Genomic DNA, 24,193 nt, shown 5'->3' with positions numbered 1-24,193 from the left:
GCCTGTTGTTATGGTTATTTTGGTCAAAAACGATCGGCTAAGTTGATCGCATAAGTTGATCGCATAAGTTGATCGCAGTGCTTTTACATGCGGACCTGTTGGGCTAGACGGCGAATAATGGCGGCGGTAAGCCCCCAGATAAATTGGCTGTGATACCAAGAGAGATAAACCCGATGCGGGTGTCCTCCGCGCTGAATATCCAATGGATAATAACGAGAAAGCATCAGCGCCTGTTGGAGTGGTATTTCAAACACCGTGGCGACTTCATCTTGATTGGCGTGAAATTGGATATCCGGCGGTAGCAGGCCGATAACCGGGGTGACTTGAAAACCGGTACTACTATCAAGCGGTGCCAACTGACCGAGTATTTGTACTTTGTGCGGGGGAATAGCCACTTCTTCTTCCGCTTCACGTAATGCGGTGATAATCGGCGAGTGGTCGTCAATATCGGTTTTGCCCCCAGGGAAGGCGACCTGGCCTGCATGTTTACGCAAAGTATCAGCCCGACGAGTGAGCAACAACGTGGGTTCTGGCCGGCGAATAATCGGGATCAGTACGGCGGCGGGGCGTACCTGTTGATACCGTGATGACGCCTGTTCCTCCGGCAGTTGTAACTGAAAGCGGCGAATAAAATCAGCCAGTGGCAGCGGATTATCCTGATAGCTCATGAAACGGTAAACTCCCCCAGCAGTGGCAAGATACGGCCTACTTTATCAAAGGTTTCCTGATATTCCGCCTGTTCTTGGCTATCAGCAACAATACCGCCACCCGCAGAGCAGAATAGGCGGCCATGTTCAGTGAACAGTGTGCGAATGGTAATATTACTGTCCATGGTGCCACAGAAACTAATATAGCCAATACTGCCGCAATAGGCATTGCGTCGCTGTGGCTCCAGCTCTTCAATGATCTCCATGGCGCGCACTTTTGGCGCACCGGTGATAGACCCCCCCGGGAAGCAGGCGCGCAGTAACTCGCTGGCGGAAGTGCTCTCCGGTAAGGTGGCGGTGATGGTACTGACCAGATGGTGCACCGCTGGGAAGGGTTCTACCACGAACAGTTCAGGAACCCGTACCGTACCGGGCTGTGCTACCCGGCCGATATCATTACGCAGCAGATCAACGATCATCAGGTTTTCTGCCCGGTCTTTGGCGGAGTTAGCCAACTTTTGTTTCTGCTCTGCGTCCTGTGCGGCATCTGCCAGGCGTGGCAGGGTGCCTTTGATCGGGCGGGTCTGGATTTGCTGGTTGGCCAACCACAGAAAGCGTTCCGGTGACACGCTGAGTACTGCATTTTGCGGCAAACGCAGAAAAGCCGAGAAGGGCGCGCGGTTGCTAGCACTTAACTGGCAGAAAGCTTGCCACTCATCCCCTTGATAAGGGGCGGAAAAGCGTTGCGTCAGATTGATCTGATAACAATCACCACTCAGCAGATAAGCCTGGATGCGGCGAAACTTTTCACCATATTGCTGACGCGTCATATTGGCTTGCCAACGCCCGGTCAAGGAGAACGGCTCGGCAGCGTAACCGGGCTGCTGACTGAGCCACTGCCAACGCTGTTCCACATCACCATAGCTGAGCAGCGTCAATTTTTGCTGATGATGATCGGCGATTAAGGCCCAGTCATAAATACCTACCGCCATATCTGGCAAGGTGATATCCGCCTGTGCCCTTTGTGGCAGTGTTTCGATGCGTCGCCCCAAATCGTAACCGAATAGCCCTAAGGCTCCACCTTGAAACGGTAGCTCGCTATTCGCCGCGACAGTTATGCCCAGAGCATCGAGCTGCTGTTGCAGTAGTTTAAACGGGTCTTCTGGTGAGCAAATAGTGCCGTTTGGCTGCTGGATCTGGGTCACGGCACCCTGCGTGGTTAATGTCACCCGCGGGTCGGCCACCAAAATATCAAAACGGTTATGTGAGTGTTCGGCAAACCCGGAGTGAAGCAACATTGCCCATGGCTGTTGTGCTAATGGTGCAAACAGCGTTAGCAACGCTTCGCGGTGATAGGGCAACGATTTAAGATTAGGGGTGCTGACACTCATGGTATTCACTTTATCTGGCTAGTGGAAACGGTGTTATGGGTTAAGGTTGAGAACTAAATTCAGGCAAATGGCTGTTGGACTGCATCTTGTCTCAACTTGGGTATATAATCCATACCTATATTTTACTGGGGAGCAGCAGATGTTCGCAGGAATGCCATCTTTAAGTCACCAACAGCAGCAAGAAGCGGCTGAACGAATCCATGACCTGATGGAGCAAGGTATGAGCAGTGGCGAAGCCATTGCCATCGTGGCGCAAGAAATCCGCGAAGCCCATAAAGATGACCGGGTTACCCATCTGTTTGATGATGAACCGGATCAGCCAACAGTCAGTGACTATCTTGAAGAAGATGATGATACTGGCGAGGAGCATGACGACGATTAAATGGTCGTGATTTAATGGTATTGGGGGCGACATCCCGCCCCCAAATATCCCCGCATTATTCAAACCAAAGCGCAGGGGATAGTGATCACCACTTATGGCAATACTTTGATTTCCGCCGCTGCCTGTTTCGCTAGGGCTATTGCTTGTTCAATCTCAGGTGCGGTGGCCAGTGCCACCCCCAGGCGACGTGTGCCGTTGATTTCCGGCTTACCGAATAATCGCACCTGGTTGTAACCGCTGAGTGCGCGATTCAAACCCGTGAAACGGACATTATTGCTGTTAAGCTCCGGTAGAATTACGGCCGAAGCCGAAGGCCCGAACTGCCGGATGGTGTTAATCGGCAAGCCAAGGAAAGCACGGACGTGCAGTGCAAACTCTGAAAGATCCTGCGAAATAAGCGTGACCATGCCGGTATCATGTGGGCGAGGGGAAACCTCACTAAAAATCACCTCATCACCACAAACAAACAGCTCAACGCCAAACAGACCAAAGCCACCTAATGCCCGCACGATATTCTCGGCGATGGCTTGGGCACGACTCAAGGCCAGTGGAGACATTTGCTGAGGTTGCCAAGATTCCCGGTAGTCTCCCTCTTCCTGACGGTGGCCAATGGGGGCGCAGAAGTAGATGCCATCAATGGCATTAATGGTCAACAAGGTGATTTCGAAATCAAAAGTGACCAGCCCTTCAACAATCACCCGCCCACCACCAGCGCGGCCGCCTTGTTGCGCATACTCCCAGGCTGCACTCAATTGTTGTTGATCACGAATCAGCGTTTGCCCTTTGCCGGATGAGCTCATCACGGGTTTGACGATGCAGGGGTAACCTATTTCCGAGACCGCCTGCTGGAATTCCTCTTCATTACTGGCAAAACGGTAGCTGGAGGTTGGCAGGTTAAGGGTTTCGGCCGCCAGGCGACGGATACCTTCACGATTCATGGTGAGGCGAGTGGCCTCGGCACAGGGCACCACACGATGGCCAAGCTGTTCCAGTTCAACCAGCATATTGGTGGCGATAGCTTCAATTTCAGGCACGATATAATCGGGACGCTCTTGCTCGATCACCGCTTTCAATGCTTCTCCATCCAGCATATTAATAACATGACTGCGGTGTGCCACATGCATTGCGGGTGCGTTGGGGTAACGATCAACCGCGATCACTTCCAATCCTAAACGTTGGCATTCAATGGCCACCTCTTTGCCTAACTCGCCAGAACCGAGCAACATCACACGGGTGGCCGCAGGGCACAGGGCAGTTCCAATTGTTAACATAGTTTGGTACCTGGTTTTCTGTTGGGATTAATGAGAGTTGGAGCGCCGTCAGTATATACGAAAACGATTGCAAACCTGGTCTGAGCACATAACTGGCGATTTTGCACCGTCACGGAGAGATAACCCAGGGTATCAATCTGGAAATGACCTTAAATCTGTTATCATTAATACTCGAACCGCTGCTGACCATCACAGCGCCACTTTTTCACTGACTATAAGAGTTATTGCCGTGAGCACAGCTTCCTTTTCTTCCTTGCCATTACCCGCCGAACAGTTAGCCAACCTAAATGAACTGGGGTATGCCGAAATGACGCCGGTACAGGCCGCAGCCTTGCCCGCCATCCTGCAAGGGCAGGATGTGCGCGCCCAAGCCAAAACGGGCAGCGGTAAAACGGCTGCATTTGGTATTGGGGTGCTGGATAAAATCAATATTCCGCTGGTGGCGACGCAGGCGCTGATCTTATGCCCGACGCGTGAGTTGGCCGACCAGGTCAGTAAAGAGTTGCGCCGCCTGGCCCGTTTTGCACAGAACATCAAAATATTGACCTTGTGCGGCGGACAACCGCTGGGGCCTCAGTTGGATTCGTTGGTTCACGCGCCGCATATTGTGGTGGGTACACCGGGGCGGGTGCAGGAGCATTTGCGCAAGAAAACCCTGATACTGGATGCCATGCAGGTACTGGTGTTGGATGAAGCGGACCGCATGCTGGATATGGGGTTTGCCGACGAAATTGATCAAGTGATCAGCTATACCCCGGCGTCACGGCAAACACTGCTGTTTTCTGCCACTTACCCGTTGGGTATTGAGCGAATCAGTGCCCGGGTGCAGCGCACGCCATTCGACGTAGTGGTGGACGAGAGCGAGGAACTCACCAGCATTGAGCAACGTTTTTACGAAACCACCCGTGACCAACGGCTGGCACACTTGGTTGCGGTAATCCGACACTATCAACCCGCCTCTTGCGTGGTGTTCTGCAATACCAAACGGGATTGCCAGAGCGTCTATGAGGCGCTTGATGCCTATAATATCAATGCATTGGCACTGCATGGTGACTTGGAGCAGCGCGACAGAGACCAAATGTTGGTGCGTTTTGCCAACCGCAGTTGCCGGGTATTGGTAGCGACGGATGTGGCTGCCCGTGGTCTGGATATCAAAGAACTGGAACTGGTGGTTAACTACGAACTGTCATTTGACCCCGAGGTGCATGTTCACCGTATTGGCCGTACCGGCCGGGCAGGCTTAAGTGGCCAGGCGATTAGCCTGTGTACCCCGCAGGAAATGGTGCGAGTGCATGCCCTGGAGGAGTTTTTGTCCATGGCGGTCACCTGGGGCCAGGTGTCTGAGTTAAAGGGTGCTGCTGACGCTGCCCTTGAAGCGGAAATGGTCACCTTGTGCATTGATGGTGGGCGCAAAGCCAAAATCCGCCCGGGTGATATTCTTGGCGCGTTAACTGGGGATGCTGGTTTAACTGCCGCAGAAGTGGGCAAGATTGACCTGTTCCCGGTACACGCTTATGTGGCCATCCGCAAGGCCAGTGCCCGCAAAGCGTTACAACAACTGCAGCAGGGGAAAATCAAAGGTAAAAGCTGCAAAGTGCGGTTGTTGAAATAAAAGTGCGGTTGTTGAAATAGGCGCCGGGTTGGCATGATAAGCGCTATATACAAGTACAATCAAGTTACAGGTAGGCGGCAATCGAATGAATCCCTAGGAGCATAGATAACTATGTGACTAGGGTGAATGAGAGCAGCCAACAACGCTGTAGCTTGATTGGCGAAGAGTATGCGGGATGATTAAACCATGATAACACCACCAAAAGCACAAAAACGGCCTTACCCCATTACGGTCCATGGCGACACCCGCGTGGATAATTATTACTGGTTACGTGACGACCAACGGGAGGATGCTGAGGTTCTGGAATATTTGCAGGCTGAAAACGCCTATACCGCCGCACAGTTAAAACCGCAGCAAGCCCTGCGTGAAACGCTGTACCAAGAAATGGTGGCGCGAATTCCGCAGCAGGAACACTCCGTACCCTACGTAAAACGCGGTTTCCGCTACCAGACCCGCTATGAGCCTGGCAATGAATATGCGGTTTATCTGCGTCAGCCAGAGGCCACTAGCGAGCACTGGGAGACATTGTTAGATGGCAACCAGCGGGCGGTAGGCCACGAGTTTTATACCCTGGGTGGCTTGGAAGTCAGCCCGGACAATCAACGCCTGGCGGTGGCGGAGGATTTTTTATCACGGCGGCAATACGACATCCGCTTTAAACTGCTGAGTAACGCTAGCTGGGCAGAAGAGGTGTTAGCGAATACCGCAGGCAATTTTGAGTGGGCCAATGATTCAACCAGCGTGTTTTATGTGCGTAACCATGGGCAAACACTGCGCTCTTACCAGGTCTACCGCCATGTTATCGGCACGGATCCGCAGCAAGATGTTCTGGTCTATGAAGAGTTGGACGATACCTTCGATGTCAGCCTAGGGAAAACCACCTCTGAACGCTTTATCCTGATCTACATCAACAGCACCACCACCTCAGAAGTTTTGTTGCTGGATGCCGATTGCGCCGACGCGCCACCGCAGCTGTTTGTCGCTCGCCGTAAAGATCATGAATATGCCGTTGATCATTACCACCACCATTTTTACATTCGCTCCAATAAACAGGGCAAAAATTTTGGCCTTTATCAGAGCGATGTTCCTGCAGAGGATACCTGGCAGACGCTGATTGCCCCGCGTGCTGAAGTAATGCTTGAAGGGTTCAGTCTATTCCGCGACTGGCTGGTGGTGGAGGAGCGTACGGCGGGGTTAACGCAGTTGCGGCAAATCCATTGGCACAGTGGTGAAGATAAACCCATCACCTTTGACGATCCCGCTTACATGACTTGGTTAGAGTACAACCCCGATCCTGAAACAGCGCTGCTACGTTATGGTTATTCCTCTATGACCACACCCACCACCATTTATCAGTTGGACTTGGATAGTGGTCAGCGGCAGCAGTTAAAACAGCAGGAAGTGAAAAATTTCACCGCGCAAGATTACCGCAGTGAACGACTGTGGGTGACGGTGCGTGATGGGGTAGCCGTACCGGTATCATTGGTTTACCGTGTTGATCGTTTTACCCATGGGGCAAACCCGTTGCTGGTGTATGGCTACGGCTCTTACGGTTACAGTATCGACCCGACATTCAGTGCCAGCCGTTTAAGCTTGCTGGATCGTGGTTTTGTCTTTGCGTTGGCACATATCCGTGGTGGTGCGGAGTTAGGCCAGTGCTGGTATGAAGATGGCAAACTGTTTAACAAGAAAAACACCTTCAACGATTTTATTGATGTCACCAAAAACCTGGTAGAACGGGGATATGGCGATGCTAAGCAAGTGTTTGCCATGGGGGGCAGTGCAGGGGGATTGTTGATGGGGGCGGTGGTCAACCAAGAACCGCAACTGTTTAACGGGGTCGTTGCCCAAGTGCCGTTTGTGGATGTGGTGACCACCATGCTGGATGACACCATCCCATTAACCACTGGCGAATACGATGAATGGGGTAACCCCAACGACAAGGCCTATTACGACACAATGTTGCAATATAGCCCTTATGACCAGGTTAAAGCCCAGGATTATCCCGCTATGTTGATCACCACCGGGTTGCATGATTCCCAAGTGCAGTATTGGGAACCGGCGAAATGGGTGGCGAAACTGCGTGAATTAAAAACCGACGATCATCAACTGTTACTGTACACCGATATGGATGCTGGCCATGGCGGCAAGTCTGGGCGCTTTAAAGCCTACGAGGATATTGCGTTGGAGTACGCCTTTATTATTTCGTTAGCAGAATAGATATACTGATAGCCGTTGCCATTGATGTCGCAGTAATAATGGCTGCTGTTTAATGGCGACGGCTACATTTTCTTTTCAGCTTAATAAAGCGTTAATACTCGATGGGGGATTACTGGTGAATCAGGAATTGATCACCCGATGGGCTCCCTTTTTTGGCACGTTTATCAGCACGTTTTTCGGCAGGTGTTTTCGCCGGTTTTTTCTTCGCATTTTTCTTGCTATCCAATCCCTTACTCATGATGGCCTCTCTAATACCTTATGATTGGGTGGGTTGCTATGCCATTAACCCCCTTACCACCAGCAGAAGCAAGCATTAAAAAAATAAAAAATACAACGTGTTGTTAATCCACTGGTTATACTTTATCAAAATGTTCAAAACAAAGTGGCGGTTATATTTTGCGCCACTTCGGTTTTGATAAAAGCAGACATATCACAAGATGGAAATAGCATGGAACAATTGCGCGGTTTATATCCACCATTAGCAGCGTATGATAGCGGTTGGTTAGATACGGGTGATGGGCACCGAATCTATTGGGAATTGAGTGGTAATCCACAGGGTAAACCGGCACTGTTTCTTCATGGTGGGCCCGGTGGCGGCATTTCACCCAGCCATCGGCAACTGTTTGATCCACAACGCTATAACGTGTTGCTATTTGATCAGCGCGGTTGTGGCCGTTCTAAGCCCCATGCCAGCCTGGAAAATAACACCACTTGGCACCTGGTGGACGATATAGAAAGATTGCGCCAAATGGTGGGCATCGACCAATGGCTGGTGTTGGGGGGCTCTTGGGGTGCCACCTTGGCCCTGGCTTATGCGCAAACATACCCGCAACAGGTCAGTGAAATGGTATTACGCGGTGTTTTCACCCTGCGTCAACAGGAACTGAATTGGTATTATCAGGATGGTGCGTCACATATCTTCCCGGATAAATGGGCGCAGGTATTGTCCATCTTATCAGCAGAAGAGCGTAAAGATGTGATTGCGGCTTACCGACAGCGCTTGACCTCATCGGACCGCCAGATACAGCTCGAAGCAGCCAAATTGTGGAGCCTGTGGGAGGGGGAAACCGTGACACTGTTACCCAGCAGTACGGCGGCTACTTTTGGTGAAGATGAGTTTGCCTTGGCGTTTGCCCGCATTGAAAACCATTACTTTACCCATCAGGGATTTCTCACCAGTGATGACCAGTTACTGAAAAATGTCCCACTGATCCGCCATATTCCTGCGGTGATTATTCACGGGCGCTACGATATGGTCTGCCGGTTACAAAACGCTTGGGATCTGGCGCAGGCTTGGCCGGAAGCGCAACTGCAAATTGTTGAAGGGGCAGGGCATTCCACCAATGAACCGGGTATCCAGCACCATGTGATCCTGGCGACCGACCATTTTGCTGGCAAATAACCGCCAGCAAGCCACCATTATGGTTAGCGCGGTTATTTCACTTTGGGTTCGTAAGGCAGACGAGAGAATTTATGTGATTCGGCGCGATAGTGCGCTACACGTTGACGGAAATAATCACGCAGATGTTCTGGTTGCTCACGCTCCATCATCTCTGGGATCACCGGCATATTGTAGCGCTCTTTGAAGGCGACCCCGGATGCAGCCAGATCAACGTTGACCTTATCCATCTCATCTTTGGAAAGTTCAGCCAGATTGTAACTCATGGTATTCCTTCATTTGGCAATATCAAAACAGGCAGAAGGTAATCTACCCAAGTGCACTTGGCAAGTCACAAAGCGCAGTTTTACCCTCAGCCATAACTGAGTTTGCATTGTTACCAGCGACTTCACAGATTTGACCTAGGGTAGTCGTTGTAAATAGCAATCATTTTCATAATCAGGTATGTTGTGTTATCTACGATTCAACATGATAGCCATCCTTATCACCCAAATAATATCAAAAGGAATCATTATGTTAACCCAAGATATGGTCAGCAAGTTAAATGAGCAACTCAACCTGGAGTTTTACTCAGCAAACCTTTACCTACAAATGAGTGCCTGGTGTAGCAACAATGGCTATGAAGGGTCTGCCGGTTTCCTGAAAAAGCATGCAAAAGAAGAGATGCAACATATGCAGCGTCTGTTCGATTACGTGAATGACACCGGTGCTTTACCCTTGCTGGGAAGTATTGACGCTCCACCGGTAGAATTCGATTCACTGGCTGATGTTTTCCAGAAAACCTATCAACATGAGCAACTGATCACCGGCAAAATTAATGAGTTAGCTCACGCGGCAATAACCAGTCATGACTACTCCACCTTCAATTTCCTGCAATGGTATGTTGCGGAACAGCATGAAGAAGAGAAACTGTTTAAATCCATACTGGATAAGTTGGCTTTGGTGGGGAACAGTGGCAATTCATTGTTCTTTATCGATAAAGACCTGCAGAAAATGGCTGCCTTTGCACCGACCAGTAATAGCTAAATGAACTTATGTTGCAGCATGCGATATGCTGCAACTAATAATAAAAGGGTGTGGAATGTTCACTAAAATTCGCCTGCTTGGCACGATTGCTGTGCTGTCTCTCGGATTGTTTTCTCAACCTCTGTTGGCTCATGCGCATTTGAAAACGGTGGTCCCGGCGACCGGCAGCACCGTAAGCCCGGCACCGAAAGTGCTGACGCTGAACTTTTCTGAAGGTATTGAGCTTAATTTTAGTAAGGTCAAAGTAAGCGGCCCCGATAATCAGCTAGTCAAAACGGGCAAGTTGGTGCTGGCCCCTGATAACAACCAGCAGATACAGGTACCGTTTGAAACTGAGCTGACGGCAGGAAAATACCACGTTGACTGGCAGATTGTTTCTGTTGATGGTCATAAAACCAAAGGCCAATACAGCTTTACAGTAAACTGATCAATGACCCTGGCAACTTTGTTGGTATTATGTCGCTTTCTGCACTTTTCAGCGGTGATGTTGATATTCGGTTGCAGCCTGTTCACCCTGTTTTTGTCGCCACAGCGCACATCCCCCCTAGTTAACCGCCATTTCTACCCACTGCAGCGCATTGCTGTCTGGGTTTCCGCTTTTACGGCAGTATTGATGCTAGCAGTGCAAGCAGGCTTGATGGGAGACGGCTGGGGGGATACTTGGCGCCCGACTATTTGGTGGGCAGTATTAGGCACTACGTTTGGTAAAGCCTGGTGCTGGCAGCTGCTGTTTTCATTCTTGACGTTATTGGTGTTGTTGCTACAGGCTGCAAAGCGTGGCCCGGCATTGATGCTATGCGCACTCTTGCTGCTGCTCAATCTGGCGTTTGTTGGGCATGCCGTGATGCATAGCGGTGCGTTGGGCATGTTGCACCGTATTAACCATGCCGTGCATTTGCTTGCCGTAGGCTATTGGTTTGGCAGCCTAGTCCCCTTGTTGATCTGTTTGCGTTATCTTCCACAACCGCAGTGGCATAAGGATGTTGTGACCTCATTGATACGATTTTCCCGTTGGGGCCATGGCGCGGTGATTTTGGTCATCATTACCGGAGTGAGCAATAGCCTGATTATCTTGGGCCATTGGCCGCGGGAGATGAATTCTGCCTATCAGGGCCTGCTGTTATTAAAAATCGCCTTGGTGGCATTAATGGTCTTGGTGGCACTGGCAAACCGTTATGCAATCGTCCCTGCCATGCGCGCAAGACCCAAACTAGCACAAAGTGGCTTGGTAACAGGCTGTTGGTTGCAATTGATATTAGGGGCCTCGGTGCTATGGCTGGTGAGTCTATTGGGGACTTATTCTCCGGTATAACCCGCTACATCACTTGCAGCTTTGCACCGCTTGCGGGAAAATTAAATCAAATTGCAATTTAAGGCCATGATATGAAATCTATAGTTATGGGTATTGCCCTGCTGATCACCGCGACGGGTGCAGTGGCAGCAGATAAACTGGTGAATATCAGCAAACTGGAGTACGGCAAACAGTGGGCGTTTATCAAAGAAGAAGTGACGCTGCAATGCCGCAAGGGTGGGGCGCTATTTGTGCTCAATAACAGCACGCTAATGCAATATCCTCTTAATGAAATTGCTCAGGAGCAGGTAAAAACCGGCCAACAAAGGGCTCAACCACTGGCGGCGATCCTGCTGGATGACAGTGATCACCCGGGCCAAAAGATGAATGTGGAGCCCTTCCGCCAAAGAGCTCAACAGTTGTGTGAGGACTAATCAATCGGCTGGCTAAATAATGTCATAAATGTTTACAATTTGCTCACATTGTATGTCATTAATTTCTATCCGTTATTAACAATGACCGTGCATTTGGCTGGCAAAACAGAGGGGCTGGGCTACTCTTACAGTGCATGGCTGAACAAGTCGTGCATAATGCCAACTTTTAGCGCACGGCTCTTTCACAAGAGCCTTTCCCTAGACCGAATATAGGATTCGTATTCGGTCTTTTTTTATTCTATTGATTTACAATGATAAAAACCATCGATACACGAAATTCTTACGAATTTCTGTATTCGGTCTTTTACAACTGGGCTCATCGAGTTACAAACGGTGTAATTACAGGGGAATGAGGGTGCTCATGATTCCGTTTTTTAATTGCGCGCAGTATATACATCTGGAATAGTGACTCTTATTACGGTGTTTATTACTAAAGGAATTGGGGTATGAGTTGGGGCTATGCAGGGATATTTAACGTTACCAGGATAACAACGGGTATTTTGATAACTATTCTGGTCGGCATGAACACAGGGCACTCATACGCAGCAACACTCGGTGAAATGCAGGAACTCTACGCCAGCCAGAAGCCTGGAACAGTGGTTGTCTGCAAAGGTTTAACTGAAATTCATATAGGTCAGGCAGAACCTATTCGCATTGAAGACCTACAGACGGGGATAGTACTGGAGAACGAAGGTGACCGCATGGTGTTTGATGTAACCTACACTCGGAAGAGAGTCGGGGAACAGGACCCTTTTAGTACGGAAAGATACCGCCTGACGACAACGCTGGAAAAAACGCGCCAGAAAATAGCCATAGATCCCCAGACAATAGAGCTTTCATTTCCGCATGCACGCTCCCTTGAGGAAAAAATGCTTGCCATGATGAAAGAACAACCTGTTTTCTGGGAGGACTACAGTGTTTACCGTATCACAACATTGCTGGATTACCAGATACTACCCAGACCAGAGAAACCAGATGAAGCTGTGACGTACTGTACCAACCGGGCAGCATCACAAAAATGACCTGTAGCTGCCTGGCTGTAACCTGCAGCAGTGGGGCTAACGAATATTGCTGCATGTTAATTGCTGAATTCTTGCAAAATCAAACAATATCAGGCATATATATCGCAAACCTGATTTAATGACAGTAGTATAAATGTTTGAACTCTCACTTAGTGACCCAGATTCATGGCTAATCTATATAGTTTTTGGCTCAGTGTATTATTGGCCTATTACTCTTCTCTGTGCTTTAGGGGCATTAATTGGCGCTGCATTGCGCGTGAAATGGCTTACTTGGTTATGTGCAACGCCGCTTTGTGTATTCATTATCTCTGGGGCTATACTTTTACTTCGGATAGCGTCGGCTTAGATTTTCACCAAATACGCTAGGGAATATGGCTAGTTTTTCTGCGAGTATCGATGGACGGATATAGCGCTTAGGAGCGACAGACAGCCATTTACTCATTGCTGCTAGATTCGAGATTAATCATCTCTATTAAGATCATGGGAATGTCTATATAAGTCTATGACAGCACTATTACCGGTTTGATTAAATGCTAATCACGTATCCTTATTCACAGCATAACTACATTGGTGATTGGTTAAACCTGAGCTGAACGTCGGATTTATAAAGCTGACGCTCAGCGGAGTTAATAAAACCGACCTTAAAATTGGTGAAGTGACTGAGACTTTTCACCAATTAACAGATTTTCAGCAGTGAACTGAACAGAGCCACTTATCGCGAGCTGAAAGCAAGTCTAGCTGCAAAGCATAATAAGAGCCCACCAGTTGCACGATCCATGACTTTGATGACATGGCTTTTTTTCAGTATGCCGGATGCAAGCTGTGTGGAGATAATAAGGGTGACTGACCATAGGGTTCCGATCAGGACATGAATGCTGACAAGTATAAATGTCCAGATTAACGGGGAGTGCCCGGCAGGGATGAACTGAGGTAAAAACGACACATAAAAAATGCCCATCTTTGGATTGAGTACATTTCCCAGCATCCCTTTCACAAACCAGTTTCCGTTTGAAGATGTATGGCCATCATTCTCACTGAATGACGAGCGCGGGCGCATCAGAAGTTGTAAGCCTAACCAGCAAAGATAGACCGCCCCGCAGACCTTCAGAATTGTATAAGCAAGCTCTGAAACCGCAAGCAGGGCCCCGAGCCCGAGTGCGACAAGCGCACCCCAGATGAAACAGCCGGTATCAATTCCAAGAGCAGCCTGAAAAGCTTTCTTTCCCCCTTCGGCGCAGGCTGCCCGAAGGATGAGCGCAGTATCAAGACCTGGAGTGAGGGTAAGAAATAATGCTGCTAAAGAGAAAGCGAGAAGTGAGTCGGCGACAGACATTTTCTTTATCCGAAAGAGCGGATTTTACTTACCTATTTCTATTTGATCAACATCGTGCAAGATAACGTTAAAAAAACCACATAATACCCATCGGGCAACGGTCATTTTATCTCATCATTTTTAGCTTCTCGCACCACAAGACTCATTTGTGGCGAGATTCATAGGTTTGTCATGACATTTGAGGTCATGACGGGCCAGAAACGGCCAGAAGCAATCGCACCAACATAGGTGTCAATCCACAATAAAGAGTTTTGCTCCTTTGGTCGTTCTGGACTGATGTGGCTCCGCGTTATCACCAACCTGATAACTCATCCCTGCAGTTAAAATGAACTTACGACCATCTTCGAGCATTGTTTCTAGTTCACCTTCCAGGCAGAAAAGGATATGTCCTTTTTGGCACCAATGATCGGCAAGGTAGCCAGGGGTATACTCAACCATTCGTACCCGGATTTGATTCGGCTTTTCACCAAAGAATTGGGTGCGCCAGTAAGCACTGCCGGTTTCCCCTGGGTGCTCGACTCTTTCGATTTTACTCCAGTCGGTTGTGCCAAAAGCAAATGCATCAATATTCATTTAGTTGCTCCATCCATGAGTAAGATCTTTCACACTCAGATTAAAGTGCTTTAACGATACAATGAGTGCATATACAAATCAACGCATTAAATTTTTTATAGTAATAAACTTGAATGTAGCCTCTAACACTCACCTATACAGGGACTCTACACTAACGTATTAAAATAAGGCGAGCCTAGGAATCACCCCATTGGACAGCAATTGATAATAAATGATAGCATAACATCATTATAATGATGATAGGACTCGATTATGAAGATTAAAGCTACTATAGGTGCGATGTTTTCACTATTACTCGTTGGGTGTGATTTAGAGAAAGAACCAGAGCGATATTCTCCCATATTGACAAATTTTGCTACACAACATAACTTTGATTCACTACGGGGAAATATAAAATCGTTTAATCAAAAATTGGTTAAGGATGATGGTGAATTACTTAGTGAGGTTTCAGGTGTTTTATCAAAAAATGGCTGTGTGCAATCACTGAAGGCCAATATCCTATTCTTTGAATTACATGAAGATTTTATGATAGAAGGTGATTATTTAGTTGATGTTGAAAGTAAACAGAAAATAGCAAATGTAAATAAGGAATGTCGGCTTGTTGATACTGAAGTCTCAAAGTATGAATATAATAAAGATGGGCTTATTTCAAAAGTAACGACATTCGATCAGGGTTATGAATATATTGATTTTTACCAATACGATGATGACGGGCTACCTGCCAAAATAGATTCTGTTAACCCAAAAAGTACGCGAATGTTTTCTAGAAGTGAGAATAAAAAGAAAAGCTTTGATCAAACACTTCATTCAGTTTCTGAGGATAAAACAAGTGATACGGTAGAGAAAAAATGTGTTTATGATGATCACTATAATCCGGTTAAGTGTGACATAGTGGTTACTGAGGCTAACGGAGAGATTAAAAAGTTCAATATGATTTACAAGACCGAATACTATTAAGTGATAATGAATTAATTAAATGGAGCCTGTTTAATTACGGGTTCCCATATTCTATTTTTACATCAGTCGTGGTGCTAACATTGCCGTAAACCGTCTTTACCCTATGAAAAATACCCCTTATAGGGGAATGCATGAGGCGGTAATAAAATTTACCTACTTCACTTCAAACTGTTTTATACACCATAGCCTGACGTTAATGAACAGGTCAATAATATTCACTTTAGTTCTTTTAATTTTGAACTGGTACTCCAACCGATAGCAATCATGATCACCGAGCTTATGAGCCAAGGCCACTGAGAACCATTGAAGAAGTTACCGATCTGATGGCCCATAGTGATGCAGGTATAAATTGTTGCGAATAGGAACCAAACTCTAATAAATGATGCTTTACTCATGATATTTCCTTTTTTCGAAAGTTCAATCTGTTCAAGTCATTGTTCACATTGTAGTGATTTATCTGGCGATCCAACGGGCATCTAAAAAATGGCCTGTGTCGATCCTGAGTTGTTATCAGACATGATAAAACAGTTCCTTTGCTAATCAAATGCTGGAATTTTGTTCAGTGGTTTGCAGCGGTAAGAGTAGGCTAAGCCTTATGACTGTCACGTTTAGCGTTTCTGGTCACAATAAACAATGTTCGATAGACGTTAGGGGTAGTGTTGCGAAAATGATTAACAGGTGGGGGAGCCGCTCATTTGCCTCTGCACGTATTGCTTCCCTCTGTCGTATGAGCCCTGACGCTTTTGGCACCCAGCAAGCAGCATTTAAAGGCAACCTATCTTATCAGTCAACTCGACGTATTATGTCTATAAAATTGGCTAAAAATCATCAACATCCTAGAACGATGAAGAAGATAACTACTTATACGTGGGGGAACGGCAAAACAAAGGGAAGAAAGGACGGGCTTGGTGCAACCACCGGCAGCTAAAATGATTTCAATTTGTTGCTGGGCCCGCAGCTAAAATGTAGTAGCGGATTAACAAAAAATCAACAAAAAAATTATACTAATGAGTGTGAGCGATGTGGGTGATGCGTCTGTTGCTACGTTCCAAGGTGTGTATGCCAATCATGATGTCTTTTCGGTTGCCGCAGGGTGCACTACCACTGGGTTTAAACGCCCCCCTTGGTCGCGTGAAGAATTACAACTGGAGTGTCAACGGCACCAGCAGCGATTGGGTCAATCTGAAAGAGCTGGCAGTGATGTTTGTTGCTACGGGCAATGTGGGCTGGTGACAATGACACTTACCGATGACGCCAACGCACAAAGAGGGTGATTTTCCTTTGATTGATACCTTCAAGATAAGCAACTGGGTAATCAATAACCGGATCCTAGATCTACCCTGAAGGATGCCGATGCTTGGTGCACGGAGCAAGGCGCGAGCCTGCAAAGGTTATCGAACCTGATAAGCCGTAAATTAGGCGCTTGGTTTGGTATCAGAGGGGGGAAGTCAGGGCTTTGGGGGGAGTGGGGTGACATGGGCGCATTCGCAGAATCCAACTTCCTAGATAGCTATTACTGGACGTCCGAACCCACGCTAATACTGAACATCAGGTTGTTGACCTGAATAATAATTATGTTTTCCACCACGACGATGGCTACAAAATATAAGTGGTCTGCTATCAACAACTTTAACTGTTAAGGCTTGTTATCAAAATAATTTGAGCTGTTTGAAGTTAAAGAGATGCTGGGTTGAATCAAGGTTATCTTTCCCGATTAAAGCCGAATCGGAAATTATTCTATTTCTGTGGATTTTATAAAGCTCCCTAGTGTTTTTTCTCTATATACATCAAAGAAAAATTTTATAATCACATCGCCTTTAAATGTAAAAATGTCATTTAAGAAGTTATTTATTGATTCATGTAAAATAATAACATCATCATTGCTATAGAATGATACTTCAACGGACTCTGGTTCAAAAGCATCCCAAATATAGGAAATGTTATCTCTTGTGAATTTAATCTGCTCGTTGTTGACATATAATGTTGTATCATTGCTGCTTATGTCTTTTCTGATAAACTCATGAAAATCTTTATGTGTGATTTTTTCAATATCCATTGAGTAAATGCAATTAATTTCATCAAGGAACTCTATATTGAATTTCATTTTTATCTCCAGAAGTTATTTAAACTAGCCCGATAAATGTTCCAGTATCCTCGTTGTTTCAAAGACCGCGCCGACTTTAACTGACGACATCTATAACATTTCCATATTTTGGATTCTAATGAACCTGACTATGTGAGCGCAAAGCATTTCTCTCCCAGTTACTAAAATAAGCTGTCAGCGGTGCAAAACGGAACTGTACTTGAAACAAGGAAGTGAGGATCAGCGGTTTGGGATCAACCTAACGAGATCGCAGGAAATGTGCGATGGTTTGCATCGTCATTTTTGCCGTCGATGAATAAATAAAAGTGACGTCACACACGGCCATTAAAGCGCATCCAGAAGTTGTTCACGTGTATACGTGCGGCCTAACTCGATGTCTTTTTCAGATAACGTCATCAGTTTGAGTAACGCAATGCTTTCATCCCGACGAACCCGATCATCATAGGATTCAATAACGTAAGCAGGGCGGCCGTTTTGCGTCACGATCAGAGGCTCGCTCAAATCGAGTTTGGCCGCATTCTGTTTCAAGTAACTAATTGTTTCGGTTTTCATGATATCTCCTTCTTTACATCATCTGAATGAGTCTAAATATAGACTTAATAAAGTTCTATCACAAGCTATCTATGTACAACGGTTCTGTCGCATTAAGGTGTTGTCAGGTAATATGCTGTTCTGCTGTTTATAAACTTGTGATGTTACTTGCAGATGTCTCAATTTCGAAAAGCATTCAAACGCCTGTATTATCCCGTCGATATTATTGCTCTGTGTGTCCGCTGGTATCTGGCTTTCTCACTGCCTTTACGCAACCTCGAAGATATGATGGCGGAGCGCGGTATTCTCGTTGACCATTCCACGTTGCATCGTTGGGTTATCCGCTTGGTACCGCTACTGGATAAGCCCTATCGCCGACACAAGCGTACAGCGGGGCGTTGATGGCGAATGGATGAAACCTATAGCAAACAAAGACCAGTGGAAGTATCTGTACCGTGCGTTAGATACAGCAGGCCAGACTATCGACTTCCTACTGACGGCCAAACGAGGCGCCGCAGCTGCTTTGCTCTACTTTCGCAAAGCAATTCGTCATCATGGCGAAGCTGGCTAAGCAAACTGAGGGGCAACTCACCGCAATTTTGGCGATACAGACTGGCTAAAAATTATCGACATCATCGCTCAAGGCAAGTAAGATTTTGATGCCTGCCTGTTTTATGAGCTGCTGTCATTGTCATTGAAATAACAGCGGGTTAGAACAGCCACCGGCTTCAGTTTTTTCTCCAAATGTTATTCTAATAAAGGACAGGAAGGGAATGGAAATGAAAAAACAAATAACGACTATTTTCGCTGTTGCTGTTCTGGCTTTCTTAATGGGCGGCAATGCAGCCAATGCAGAAAACGTGGTAGCTAATGCCAACTCAGGGGTGGAGTATCCAACCAAGTTAGAAGGGCTGTCATCAAACAATAAATCGGACATTACATCAGATTTAACGGCGCTAGGGCAGATTATCAAAGCACACAATATTGATGTCATAAAAACACAAGATGAAATAAATTCAAGTGAGAAGGCAAAAGATACCACTGGATTGATCGCTGGGTTCAATAAAAGCCAAGCCATTATTATGGCATATAACGCTAAACTAACAGGTTTAACCATTAAAAGCCAAGAAGCACAAGACGTTATAGCGAAGATAGTGAAAATGAATAATATCAACAGTGAGATGTTTGAATTTATTATAAAATCAATAAAGAACGCACATGGAAATAAAGCGCCGCCACTTTCTCAAGATGAACTGACAAGGATGGAATCTCTTCATTACCAATCCATGGCTTTATTTGAGGGTTACTCAAAACAGATTGAGAAATTGAATCAAGAGCACGGTTTATGCCCGCCCGACGTCAAGGGTAAAGCCTGCTTTCTCTCCGCACTCGAACCGGAGAGTTGGTAGTAATGGTGGTGTTTTCTGTAACTATGATATTGTTTGGCCGTAAAGAGTGCTTTTCCGAATTTACATAACGCGAATGGATAGGAGGGATTGAAATGAAAAAATACCAAGACGAAACCGGACTATTTGAAGACTTTAATTTTAAGCTGGTTGTCATTAATTCATTATTAAAGCAATCACCCTTATTTGAGGGTGAGCTGAAAAAAATGAGTGAACTGTATGTCAATAACTATGAATGGTATAGCGATTTTGAACCCATCGAAGAAATGCTGCAGTACTTTAGTCAGCTGAAATTGCAGGATGAAGATCTGGCGAAGGTCACTACATTGTATTTTGATGGGGGCTCGAATATCTATTTCCATATACAACCCGATTGGGATGGCGAAGATGATTCATTTGATGTTCAATCAATCAAGGGATTTGAGGTACTAAAAAACCTGACCAGCGTTTCTTACGCTAGTATGTGCGATGAAATAATACTTCAACCATTTATAGAGAAAGGCATCAAAATAACTTAAGCGAATTAATGTTATTAAAAATATCTGCTAAACAGCGGATGATTAAATTTATCAGATACTCGACAGGGATAGCTAAATAGCTATCCCTTTAACCAGTTTGCTAGCAAGTTGGCAGGTAACCTGGCGCATAACTATGATACTTGCAAAATCGGATAAGATAGATGGTAAGCGTTGCGTAATCTCATCGTCAGCCTGAGCCTTATCTGCTGGTTTGTCTACTGGGTTACAGAACAGTTATATGTGAGTATATGTGAGTGTTCGATAATGCAAAGGAGGGGACGGGCCTGGTAAGGGGCGAGGTCCACGGACGTGTCTTGTATTAAAGCCAACACACAGGCAACTTGAAGCATGACGAATATAGCTATGGCCGTAAACTGCTTGCGATGATTATGTAATGAAATTGACATACTATGCCCTTACCATGATGCATTGAATTTCTTAATAAAAATGCACTCACTGGGAATCTACAATATGGAAATGAAACGTCATCGCCGGTGGCTTTGCGCCACGGCATTAATGCTCTCTTTAGCAGGTTGTGATAACGGAAGTAGTAACAATAGTAGCAGCGATAATAGCAACAATAATAAAACCGAAGATAAACATCTTTTTTTTCAGAGCCGCGCCTTTGATTTAGAGGCACACCGTGGTGGCTTAGGGTTGGTATCTGAAAGCACTATCGAATCGTTTAGTCATGCACTGGAAATGGGCGTCACTACGCTTGAGCTCGATGTCCATATTACTGGTGATGGTGTTGCTGTTGTTGGGCATGATAGGAAAATTTCCGACAAAAAGTGTCTAGACACTGGCCCAGCGTTCCCCAACGATCCCATGTACCCTTATGTGGGTCGTTATATTAAAGATCTGACATTAGCGCAGGTAAAAACGTTGGATTGTGGCTCCCTGCAGTTGGCAGCTTATCCCAACCAGCTTCAGGTTCCTGGAGCAAAAATGCCAACATTGCGGGAAGTCTTTGATTTAGTGAAGTTATATAAAGCTTCGAATGTGATGCTCAGCGTTGAAACCAAAGTGGAAGCAGGGGCACCGTGGGAAACCGCCCCGCGTGATGTCTATGTGCAAACGGTGGTAGACGAGATCCATCAATCCGGTCTAATCAATCAGGTTGTGATACAAAGTTTTGACTGGGGTGCCTTGATGAAGGTGCGGGAAATTGAACCCAAGCTACCGATTGTGGCATTAACTAATGGGCAGCAATTCCTGCAGGCTGGCATGCCGGGGCCATCTCCATGGTTGGGCGGAATTGATATTGATGATTTTAATGGTGACTTAGTGGCAGGGGCGAAATCATTTGGTGCTGACGCCATTTCCCCGGTGCATGGGGATCCGCAGAATGGCCATTATGGTGATAACGGCTATGTGCCATACACTACGGAAGATTTAGTAAAACGCGCCCATGACGCAGGAATCAAAGTGATCCCTTGGACCGTCAGTGATGTGCAAACCATGAACTATTTGATGGATATTGGTGTAGATGGATTAATTACCGACTTGCCTGATCTACTGCGTCAAGTGATGGAGCAACGTGGCTTGCCGCTGCCGCTGCCAGCGCCTGTCCCTGCGCCTCAAGGTTAAAATTACAGTTGCTGAAATACTCCGCTAGTTGTTGGCCACGCAATTGAAAATAGTATGGCAGACAGATAGACGCGCAGTGGTAATAAGGGTGTTGATGGTGTGAACCATCAACACCATTTAGCTGTAAACATTTTTGAAATAAACCCGCCTGCTGTGGCTTGAAGTCACGCTTTAATCACCGTGACGCCTTTTTCTTCAATACTACGGACCCAACTTTCATCGGTGTCGTTATCAACCACCACCATATTGATTAACCCGATGTCGCCAATAACAAATGGTGACGCGGTATTGATCTTCTCGGAGGAGGCCAACACGATCGTTTCCGCAGCTCTGCCGGAAAATGCACGTTTGATGCACGCTTCTTCATAGTCGCCAGTGGTTAATCCCGCCTCGGGATGAATGCCGGTGACACCCATAAAGAAAATATCGGCATGAATGTTACTGATGCCTTCGATGGTGGCCGCGCCGACAGTGACAATGGAGTGCTTGTACAGTCGCCCGCCAATCAAAATCACCTCAATGGACGGATGCTCTATTAGCCCCAGTGCAATGCTCGGGCTGTGGGTCACCACGGTGATGCACAGGTCGTCTGGGAGATAGGTAATGAGTTCTGACGTGGTGGTTCCGCCATCAATAATCACCACCTGACCTGAAGAAATCAGCTCAGCCCCTTTTTGGGCAACCTTCTTTTTAGCTTCTGTTTTTAAGGATTTACGCTCGGAAAATGTCGCTACGGCTGATGATGACGGCAAAGCGCCACCGTGCACGCGTTGTAAACGCCCTTCTGATGCAAGCTCGCGTAAGTCCCGCCGAATAGTATCCTCTGAGACGTCAAATCGAATACTCAGATCTTTCGAAAGAACCTGCCCGTCAACCTGCAGCTGTTCAAGGATGAGTTGTTTGCGTTGACTTGTAAGCATAAGGCTGTTCCTGATATTGCATGTTTTATCTTGATTATGCACGAAATTGCAGTTTATGATGATAACTCTACGTACAGAGGAGCCAGTATGCAACCAAAACGTGCAGAAATACGGATCGTCGACAGCAAGGATCTATCCGATGATTGGTATTCTCTAAAGAAATACACCTTTGATATTCAGCGGCGAAACGGTGAATGGCAGCGCCAGAGTCGCGAGGTTTACGATCGGGGTAACGGGGCCACGATACTGCTATACAACCGTAACAGGAAAACGGTGATCCTCACCCGTCAGTTTCGTTTTCCCGTGTTCATCAATGGCCACGATGGCTATCTGATTGAGGCGGCAGCAGGTCTTCTTGACAACATGGACCCTGAAAGCCGCATAAAAGCGGAAGCAGAAGAGGAAACTGGCTTTCGCATTTCCTGCGTTCAGAAAGTTTTCGAAGCTTACATGAGCCCGGGGTCGGTAACGGAAAAGCTCTACTTTTACATTGCTGAATATCATGCGGAAGACAAGGCAAGTGCGGGCGGTGGAATAGCGGCCGAAGGGGAGGATATTGAAGTGCTTGAGTTGCCCCTAGACGCTGCGCTTGCGGCAGTTGAAAGCGGTTTGATCGTTGATGGCAAAACCATCATGTTACTTTACCACGTAGCCCTGAAGGGGTTTTTCTGAGGTACCCATGACTAAACAACTGATTTTAATTGCAGGCCCATACCGTAGTGGAACGGGTGGCCAACAAGAACTTATTGATGCTAATCTCGCCCGGTTGGAAAACGCAGCACTGGCGGTATACCAGCGAGGGCACATTCCGGTTATCGGCGAATGGCTGGCGTTGCCTTTGGCGAGAGCGGCAGGTTCTAAATCTATCGACGATGAGATAGGCGAATCGATGATCTATCCGGTTGCCCACCGGCTTATTACAAAATGTGATGCCATTTACCGCATTGAAGGCGCTTCTAAAGGTGCCGATAGGGATATCGACGTTGCACGCCAGCATGGGCTCACTATTTATACCTGTTATAAAGACATCCCCTTAGCATGATTTGCCGTTCCACTGCCGGCAAATATCCCGGCAGTGTGAAGGAACACCGATGTGGTAGAGGAGTGGTCAAGAAATACCAACATGGGGATTAGCAGCATTGAGGGGGCAGACGTGCCGTGGGTTATGAAAAAACTGGCAGATAATATTATTGTTTTATTAGGTGGGCTTATTGGTGGTGCTGCCGTCTGGCTTACTTTGTTTTTTATTGTCTATTTTGACAGTTGGGCAAAAAGGTTACTGGCAATTTCTGCAATGTATTTATTTATCTATTTACTGGGTAAATTTATTGATGGCTTTAAAGCAAGATAAAAATCTACTGACTGGAAGTTGGTGCCTTGCTTTGCGGGTCAGAGGATCCGCCTTGCTGTGCGGCAAAAGCTATGCTGGTGCAAAGCAAAGATAACAGCGCTAATAGTGAACTATTGCATAAGGTTATTCATTTTATCTTGATGTTCAGGATGACAACGCAGTAATAACGCCTTCCTGCGGATTGCGTAGCAGAGCAACCTCACACCCGCGAAAGG

27 protein-coding genes and 1 pseudogene are annotated in these 24,193 nt (G+C 46.7%); 18 read left to right on the top strand and 10 right to left on the bottom strand.

The genetic code is table 11. The features are described 5' to 3' along the window. Nucleotides 1-83: 83 nt before the first annotated feature. A complete protein-coding gene (locus IO95_RS11445; protein ID WP_023491821.1) occupies nt 84-668 on the bottom strand; it encodes a CoA pyrophosphatase in 585 nt (194 codons plus the stop codon). Beyond that, a complete protein-coding gene (pabB, locus tag IO95_RS11440) occupies nt 665-2,038 on the bottom strand; it encodes an aminodeoxychorismate synthase component 1 (protein WP_023491819.1) in 1,374 nt (457 codons plus the stop codon). The genes IO95_RS11445 and pabB overlap by 4 nt, the downstream gene beginning before the upstream one ends. 139 nt (nt 2,039-2,177) lie before the next feature. On the opposite strand from pabB, the gene IO95_RS11435 reads away from it, so the two are divergent. Continuing rightward, nucleotides 2,178-2,420 carry a YoaH family protein gene (locus IO95_RS11435; protein WP_023491818.1) on the top strand — a complete coding sequence of 81 codons (243 nt, stop codon included), beginning with the start codon at nt 2,178-2,180 and terminating at the stop codon, nt 2,418-2,420. Between the two features lie 92 nt (nt 2,421-2,512). On the opposite strand, the gene purT is transcribed toward IO95_RS11435, so the two are convergent. Further along, nucleotides 2,513-3,691, bottom strand: a complete 1,179-nt coding sequence (purT, locus tag IO95_RS11430) for a formate-dependent phosphoribosylglycinamide formyltransferase (protein WP_023491817.1) — start codon at nt 3,689-3,691, stop codon at nt 2,513-2,515. A 229-nt stretch (nt 3,692-3,920) separates the two neighbouring features. On the opposite strand from purT, the gene dbpA reads away from it, so the two are divergent. Both dbpA and IO95_RS11420 read left to right on the top strand, forming a co-directional pair. Continuing rightward, on the top strand, nt 3,921-5,303 hold the full coding sequence (gene dbpA, locus IO95_RS11425) for an ATP-dependent RNA helicase DbpA (RefSeq protein WP_023491816.1): 1,383 nt from the start codon (nt 3,921-3,923) through the stop codon (nt 5,301-5,303). A gap of 186 nt (nt 5,304-5,489) precedes the next feature. Continuing rightward, complete coding sequence (locus IO95_RS11420; RefSeq protein ID WP_023491815.1) at nt 5,490-7,523, top strand: S9 family peptidase; 2,034 nt, start codon at nt 5,490-5,492, stop codon at nt 7,521-7,523. 109 nt (nt 7,524-7,632) lie between these two features. Here IO95_RS11420 and IO95_RS26325 read toward each other — a convergent pair whose 3' ends face one another. Beyond that, nucleotides 7,633-7,761: a hypothetical protein gene (locus tag IO95_RS26325; protein WP_023491814.1), complete on the bottom strand. Its 129-nt coding sequence runs from the start codon at nt 7,759-7,761 to the stop codon at nt 7,633-7,635. 210 nt (nt 7,762-7,971) lie between these two features. Between IO95_RS26325 and pip the strand changes: the two genes are divergently transcribed. Next, nucleotides 7,972-8,925, top strand: a complete 954-nt coding sequence (gene pip / locus IO95_RS11415) for a prolyl aminopeptidase (protein WP_023491813.1) — start codon at nt 7,972-7,974, stop codon at nt 8,923-8,925. Between the two features lie 32 nt (nt 8,926-8,957). On the opposite strand, the gene IO95_RS11410 is transcribed toward pip, so the two are convergent. Continuing rightward, nucleotides 8,958-9,188 (bottom strand): DNA polymerase III subunit theta, encoded by a 231-nt coding sequence (locus tag IO95_RS11410; RefSeq protein ID WP_023491812.1) that lies wholly within the window; start codon nt 9,186-9,188, stop codon nt 8,958-8,960. 247 nt (nt 9,189-9,435) lie between these two features. Between IO95_RS11410 and ftnA the strand changes: the two genes are divergently transcribed. From ftnA to IO95_RS11385, 5 genes are all read left to right on the top strand, one after another. Next, nucleotides 9,436-9,948: a non-heme ferritin gene (gene ftnA / locus IO95_RS11405; RefSeq protein WP_023491811.1), complete on the top strand. Its 513-nt coding sequence runs from the start codon at nt 9,436-9,438 to the stop codon at nt 9,946-9,948. 55 nt (nt 9,949-10,003) lie between these two features. Then, a complete protein-coding gene (gene copC, locus IO95_RS11400; protein WP_023491810.1) occupies nt 10,004-10,375 on the top strand; it encodes a copper homeostasis periplasmic binding protein CopC in 372 nt (123 codons plus the stop codon). A gap of 3 nt (nt 10,376-10,378) precedes the next feature. Continuing rightward, nucleotides 10,379-11,260: a copper homeostasis membrane protein CopD gene (gene copD, locus IO95_RS11395; RefSeq protein WP_023491809.1), complete on the top strand. Its 882-nt coding sequence runs from the start codon at nt 10,379-10,381 to the stop codon at nt 11,258-11,260. A gap of 71 nt (nt 11,261-11,331) precedes the next feature. Beyond that, nucleotides 11,332-11,673: a YebY family protein gene (locus IO95_RS11390; protein WP_023491807.1), complete on the top strand. Its 342-nt coding sequence runs from the start codon at nt 11,332-11,334 to the stop codon at nt 11,671-11,673. A 446-nt stretch (nt 11,674-12,119) separates the two neighbouring features. Further along, nucleotides 12,120-12,695, top strand: coding sequence for a hypothetical protein (locus tag IO95_RS11385; protein WP_037385367.1), 576 nt, complete (start codon nt 12,120-12,122; stop codon nt 12,693-12,695). A gap of 712 nt (nt 12,696-13,407) precedes the next feature. Here IO95_RS11385 and IO95_RS11380 read toward each other — a convergent pair. Beyond that, nucleotides 13,408-14,028, bottom strand: a complete 621-nt coding sequence (locus IO95_RS11380) for a LysE family translocator (protein ID WP_023492696.1) — start codon at nt 14,026-14,028, stop codon at nt 13,408-13,410. Nucleotides 14,029-14,259: 231 nt separating this feature from the next. Beyond that, nucleotides 14,260-14,601 (bottom strand): DHCW motif cupin fold protein, encoded by a 342-nt coding sequence (locus IO95_RS11375; protein WP_023492697.1) that lies wholly within the window; start codon nt 14,599-14,601, stop codon nt 14,260-14,262. 252 nt (nt 14,602-14,853) lie between these two features. On the opposite strand from IO95_RS11375, the gene IO95_RS11370 reads away from it, so the two are divergent. Both IO95_RS11370 and IO95_RS25605 read left to right on the top strand, forming a co-directional pair. Next, nucleotides 14,854-15,558 carry a YnfC family lipoprotein gene (locus IO95_RS11370; RefSeq protein WP_037385364.1) on the top strand — a complete coding sequence of 235 codons (705 nt, stop codon included), beginning with the start codon at nt 14,854-14,856 and terminating at the stop codon, nt 15,556-15,558. A 1,068-nt stretch (nt 15,559-16,626) separates the two neighbouring features. After that, a complete protein-coding gene (locus IO95_RS25605) occupies nt 16,627-16,791 on the top strand; it encodes a hypothetical protein (protein WP_160165617.1) in 165 nt (54 codons plus the stop codon). A 499-nt stretch (nt 16,792-17,290) separates the two neighbouring features. On the opposite strand, the gene IO95_RS11350 is transcribed toward IO95_RS25605, so the two are convergent. Both IO95_RS11350 and IO95_RS11345 read right to left on the bottom strand, forming a co-directional pair. Further along, complete coding sequence (locus IO95_RS11350) at nt 17,291-17,662, bottom strand: hypothetical protein (RefSeq protein ID WP_023492793.1); 372 nt, start codon at nt 17,660-17,662, stop codon at nt 17,291-17,293. Nucleotides 17,663-17,986: 324 nt separating this feature from the next. Next, on the bottom strand, nt 17,987-18,214 hold the full coding sequence (locus IO95_RS11345; protein WP_023492792.1) for a type II toxin-antitoxin system Phd/YefM family antitoxin: 228 nt from the start codon (nt 18,212-18,214) through the stop codon (nt 17,987-17,989). A gap of 153 nt (nt 18,215-18,367) precedes the next feature. Here IO95_RS11345 and IO95_RS24090 point away from each other — a divergent pair. From IO95_RS24090 to IO95_RS11325, 4 genes and pseudogenes are all read left to right on the top strand, one after another. Next, nucleotides 18,368-18,755: pseudogene (locus IO95_RS24090) on the top strand (IS6 family transposase); the annotation flags it as partial. Between the two features lie 211 nt (nt 18,756-18,966). After that, nucleotides 18,967-19,602 (top strand): hypothetical protein, encoded by a 636-nt coding sequence (locus IO95_RS11335; protein WP_023492790.1) that lies wholly within the window; start codon nt 18,967-18,969, stop codon nt 19,600-19,602. A gap of 92 nt (nt 19,603-19,694) precedes the next feature. Continuing rightward, on the top strand, nt 19,695-20,117 hold the full coding sequence (locus IO95_RS11330; protein ID WP_037385359.1) for a hypothetical protein: 423 nt from the start codon (nt 19,695-19,697) through the stop codon (nt 20,115-20,117). A gap of 471 nt (nt 20,118-20,588) precedes the next feature. After that, on the top strand, nt 20,589-21,707 hold the full coding sequence (locus IO95_RS11325; RefSeq protein ID WP_023491753.1) for a glycerophosphodiester phosphodiesterase: 1,119 nt from the start codon (nt 20,589-20,591) through the stop codon (nt 21,705-21,707). 164 nt (nt 21,708-21,871) lie between these two features. Here IO95_RS11325 and IO95_RS11320 read toward each other — a convergent pair whose 3' ends face one another. Continuing rightward, complete coding sequence (locus IO95_RS11320; RefSeq protein ID WP_023491752.1) at nt 21,872-22,627, bottom strand: DeoR/GlpR family DNA-binding transcription regulator; 756 nt, start codon at nt 22,625-22,627, stop codon at nt 21,872-21,874. Nucleotides 22,628-22,714: 87 nt separating this feature from the next. On the opposite strand from IO95_RS11320, the gene IO95_RS11315 reads away from it, so the two are divergent. Genes IO95_RS11315 through IO95_RS11305 form a run of 3 tightly spaced genes read left to right on the top strand, consistent with a single transcriptional unit; the run spans nt 22,715 to nt 23,978 of the window. Next, on the top strand, nt 22,715-23,299 hold the full coding sequence (locus IO95_RS11315) for a GDP-mannose pyrophosphatase NudK (protein ID WP_023491751.1): 585 nt from the start codon (nt 22,715-22,717) through the stop codon (nt 23,297-23,299). A 7-nt stretch (nt 23,300-23,306) separates the two neighbouring features. Next, on the top strand, nt 23,307-23,669 hold the full coding sequence (locus tag IO95_RS11310) for a DUF4406 domain-containing protein (RefSeq protein ID WP_023491750.1): 363 nt from the start codon (nt 23,307-23,309) through the stop codon (nt 23,667-23,669). Between the two features lie 51 nt (nt 23,670-23,720). Beyond that, on the top strand, nt 23,721-23,978 hold the full coding sequence (locus IO95_RS11305; RefSeq protein WP_023491749.1) for a hypothetical protein: 258 nt from the start codon (nt 23,721-23,723) through the stop codon (nt 23,976-23,978). Nucleotides 23,979-24,193: the final 215 nt, after the last annotated feature.

It is taken from the genome of Serratia sp. DD3 (assembly GCF_000496755.2).
Note: the sequence above shows the minus strand (reverse complement) of the source record. Positions and strands in the feature narration are given on the sequence as shown.

Coding starts and splice junctions, on each gene's coding strand:
- copD (WP_023491809.1), top strand. CDS start 10,379: ATGACCCTGGCAACTTTGTTGGTATTATGTCGCTTTCTGCACTTTTCA.
- purT (WP_023491817.1), bottom strand. CDS start 3,691: ATGTTAACAATTGGAACTGCCCTGTGCCCTGCGGCCACCCGTGTGATG.
- IO95_RS11330 (WP_037385359.1), top strand. CDS start 19,695: ATGAAAAAATACCAAGACGAAACCGGACTATTTGAAGACTTTAATTTT.
- IO95_RS11345 (WP_023492792.1), bottom strand. CDS start 18,214: ATGAAAACCGAAACAATTAGTTACTTGAAACAGAATGCGGCCAAACTC.
- IO95_RS11325 (WP_023491753.1), top strand. CDS start 20,589: ATGGAAATGAAACGTCATCGCCGGTGGCTTTGCGCCACGGCATTAATG.
- IO95_RS11390 (WP_023491807.1), top strand. CDS start 11,332: ATGAAATCTATAGTTATGGGTATTGCCCTGCTGATCACCGCGACGGGT.
- IO95_RS11435 (WP_023491818.1), top strand. CDS start 2,178: ATGTTCGCAGGAATGCCATCTTTAAGTCACCAACAGCAGCAAGAAGCG.
- IO95_RS11420 (WP_023491815.1), top strand. CDS start 5,490: ATGATAACACCACCAAAAGCACAAAAACGGCCTTACCCCATTACGGTC.
- IO95_RS11445 (WP_023491821.1), bottom strand. CDS start 668: ATGAGCTATCAGGATAATCCGCTGCCACTGGCTGATTTTATTCGCCGC.
- IO95_RS11350 (WP_023492793.1), bottom strand. CDS start 17,662: ATGAAATTCAATATAGAGTTCCTTGATGAAATTAATTGCATTTACTCA.
- pabB (WP_023491819.1), bottom strand. CDS start 2,038: ATGAGTGTCAGCACCCCTAATCTTAAATCGTTGCCCTATCACCGCGAA.
- copC (WP_023491810.1), top strand. CDS start 10,004: ATGTTCACTAAAATTCGCCTGCTTGGCACGATTGCTGTGCTGTCTCTC.
- pip (WP_023491813.1), top strand. CDS start 7,972: ATGGAACAATTGCGCGGTTTATATCCACCATTAGCAGCGTATGATAGC.
- IO95_RS11410 (WP_023491812.1), bottom strand. CDS start 9,188: ATGAGTTACAATCTGGCTGAACTTTCCAAAGATGAGATGGATAAGGTC.
- IO95_RS11315 (WP_023491751.1), top strand. CDS start 22,715: ATGCAACCAAAACGTGCAGAAATACGGATCGTCGACAGCAAGGATCTA.
- IO95_RS11375 (WP_023492697.1), bottom strand. CDS start 14,601: ATGAATATTGATGCATTTGCTTTTGGCACAACCGACTGGAGTAAAATC.
- ftnA (WP_023491811.1), top strand. CDS start 9,436: ATGTTAACCCAAGATATGGTCAGCAAGTTAAATGAGCAACTCAACCTG.
- IO95_RS26325 (WP_023491814.1), bottom strand. CDS start 7,761: ATGAGTAAGGGATTGGATAGCAAGAAAAATGCGAAGAAAAAACCGGCG.
- IO95_RS11385 (WP_037385367.1), top strand. CDS start 12,120: ATGAGTTGGGGCTATGCAGGGATATTTAACGTTACCAGGATAACAACG.
- IO95_RS11310 (WP_023491750.1), top strand. CDS start 23,307: ATGACTAAACAACTGATTTTAATTGCAGGCCCATACCGTAGTGGAACG.
- IO95_RS11380 (WP_023492696.1), bottom strand. CDS start 14,028: ATGTCTGTCGCCGACTCACTTCTCGCTTTCTCTTTAGCAGCATTATTT.
- IO95_RS25605 (WP_160165617.1), top strand. CDS start 16,627: ATGATGTCTTTTCGGTTGCCGCAGGGTGCACTACCACTGGGTTTAAAC.
- IO95_RS11320 (WP_023491752.1), bottom strand. CDS start 22,627: ATGCTTACAAGTCAACGCAAACAACTCATCCTTGAACAGCTGCAGGTT.
- IO95_RS11370 (WP_037385364.1), top strand. CDS start 14,854: ATGAAGATTAAAGCTACTATAGGTGCGATGTTTTCACTATTACTCGTT.
- IO95_RS11335 (WP_023492790.1), top strand. CDS start 18,967: ATGGAAATGAAAAAACAAATAACGACTATTTTCGCTGTTGCTGTTCTG.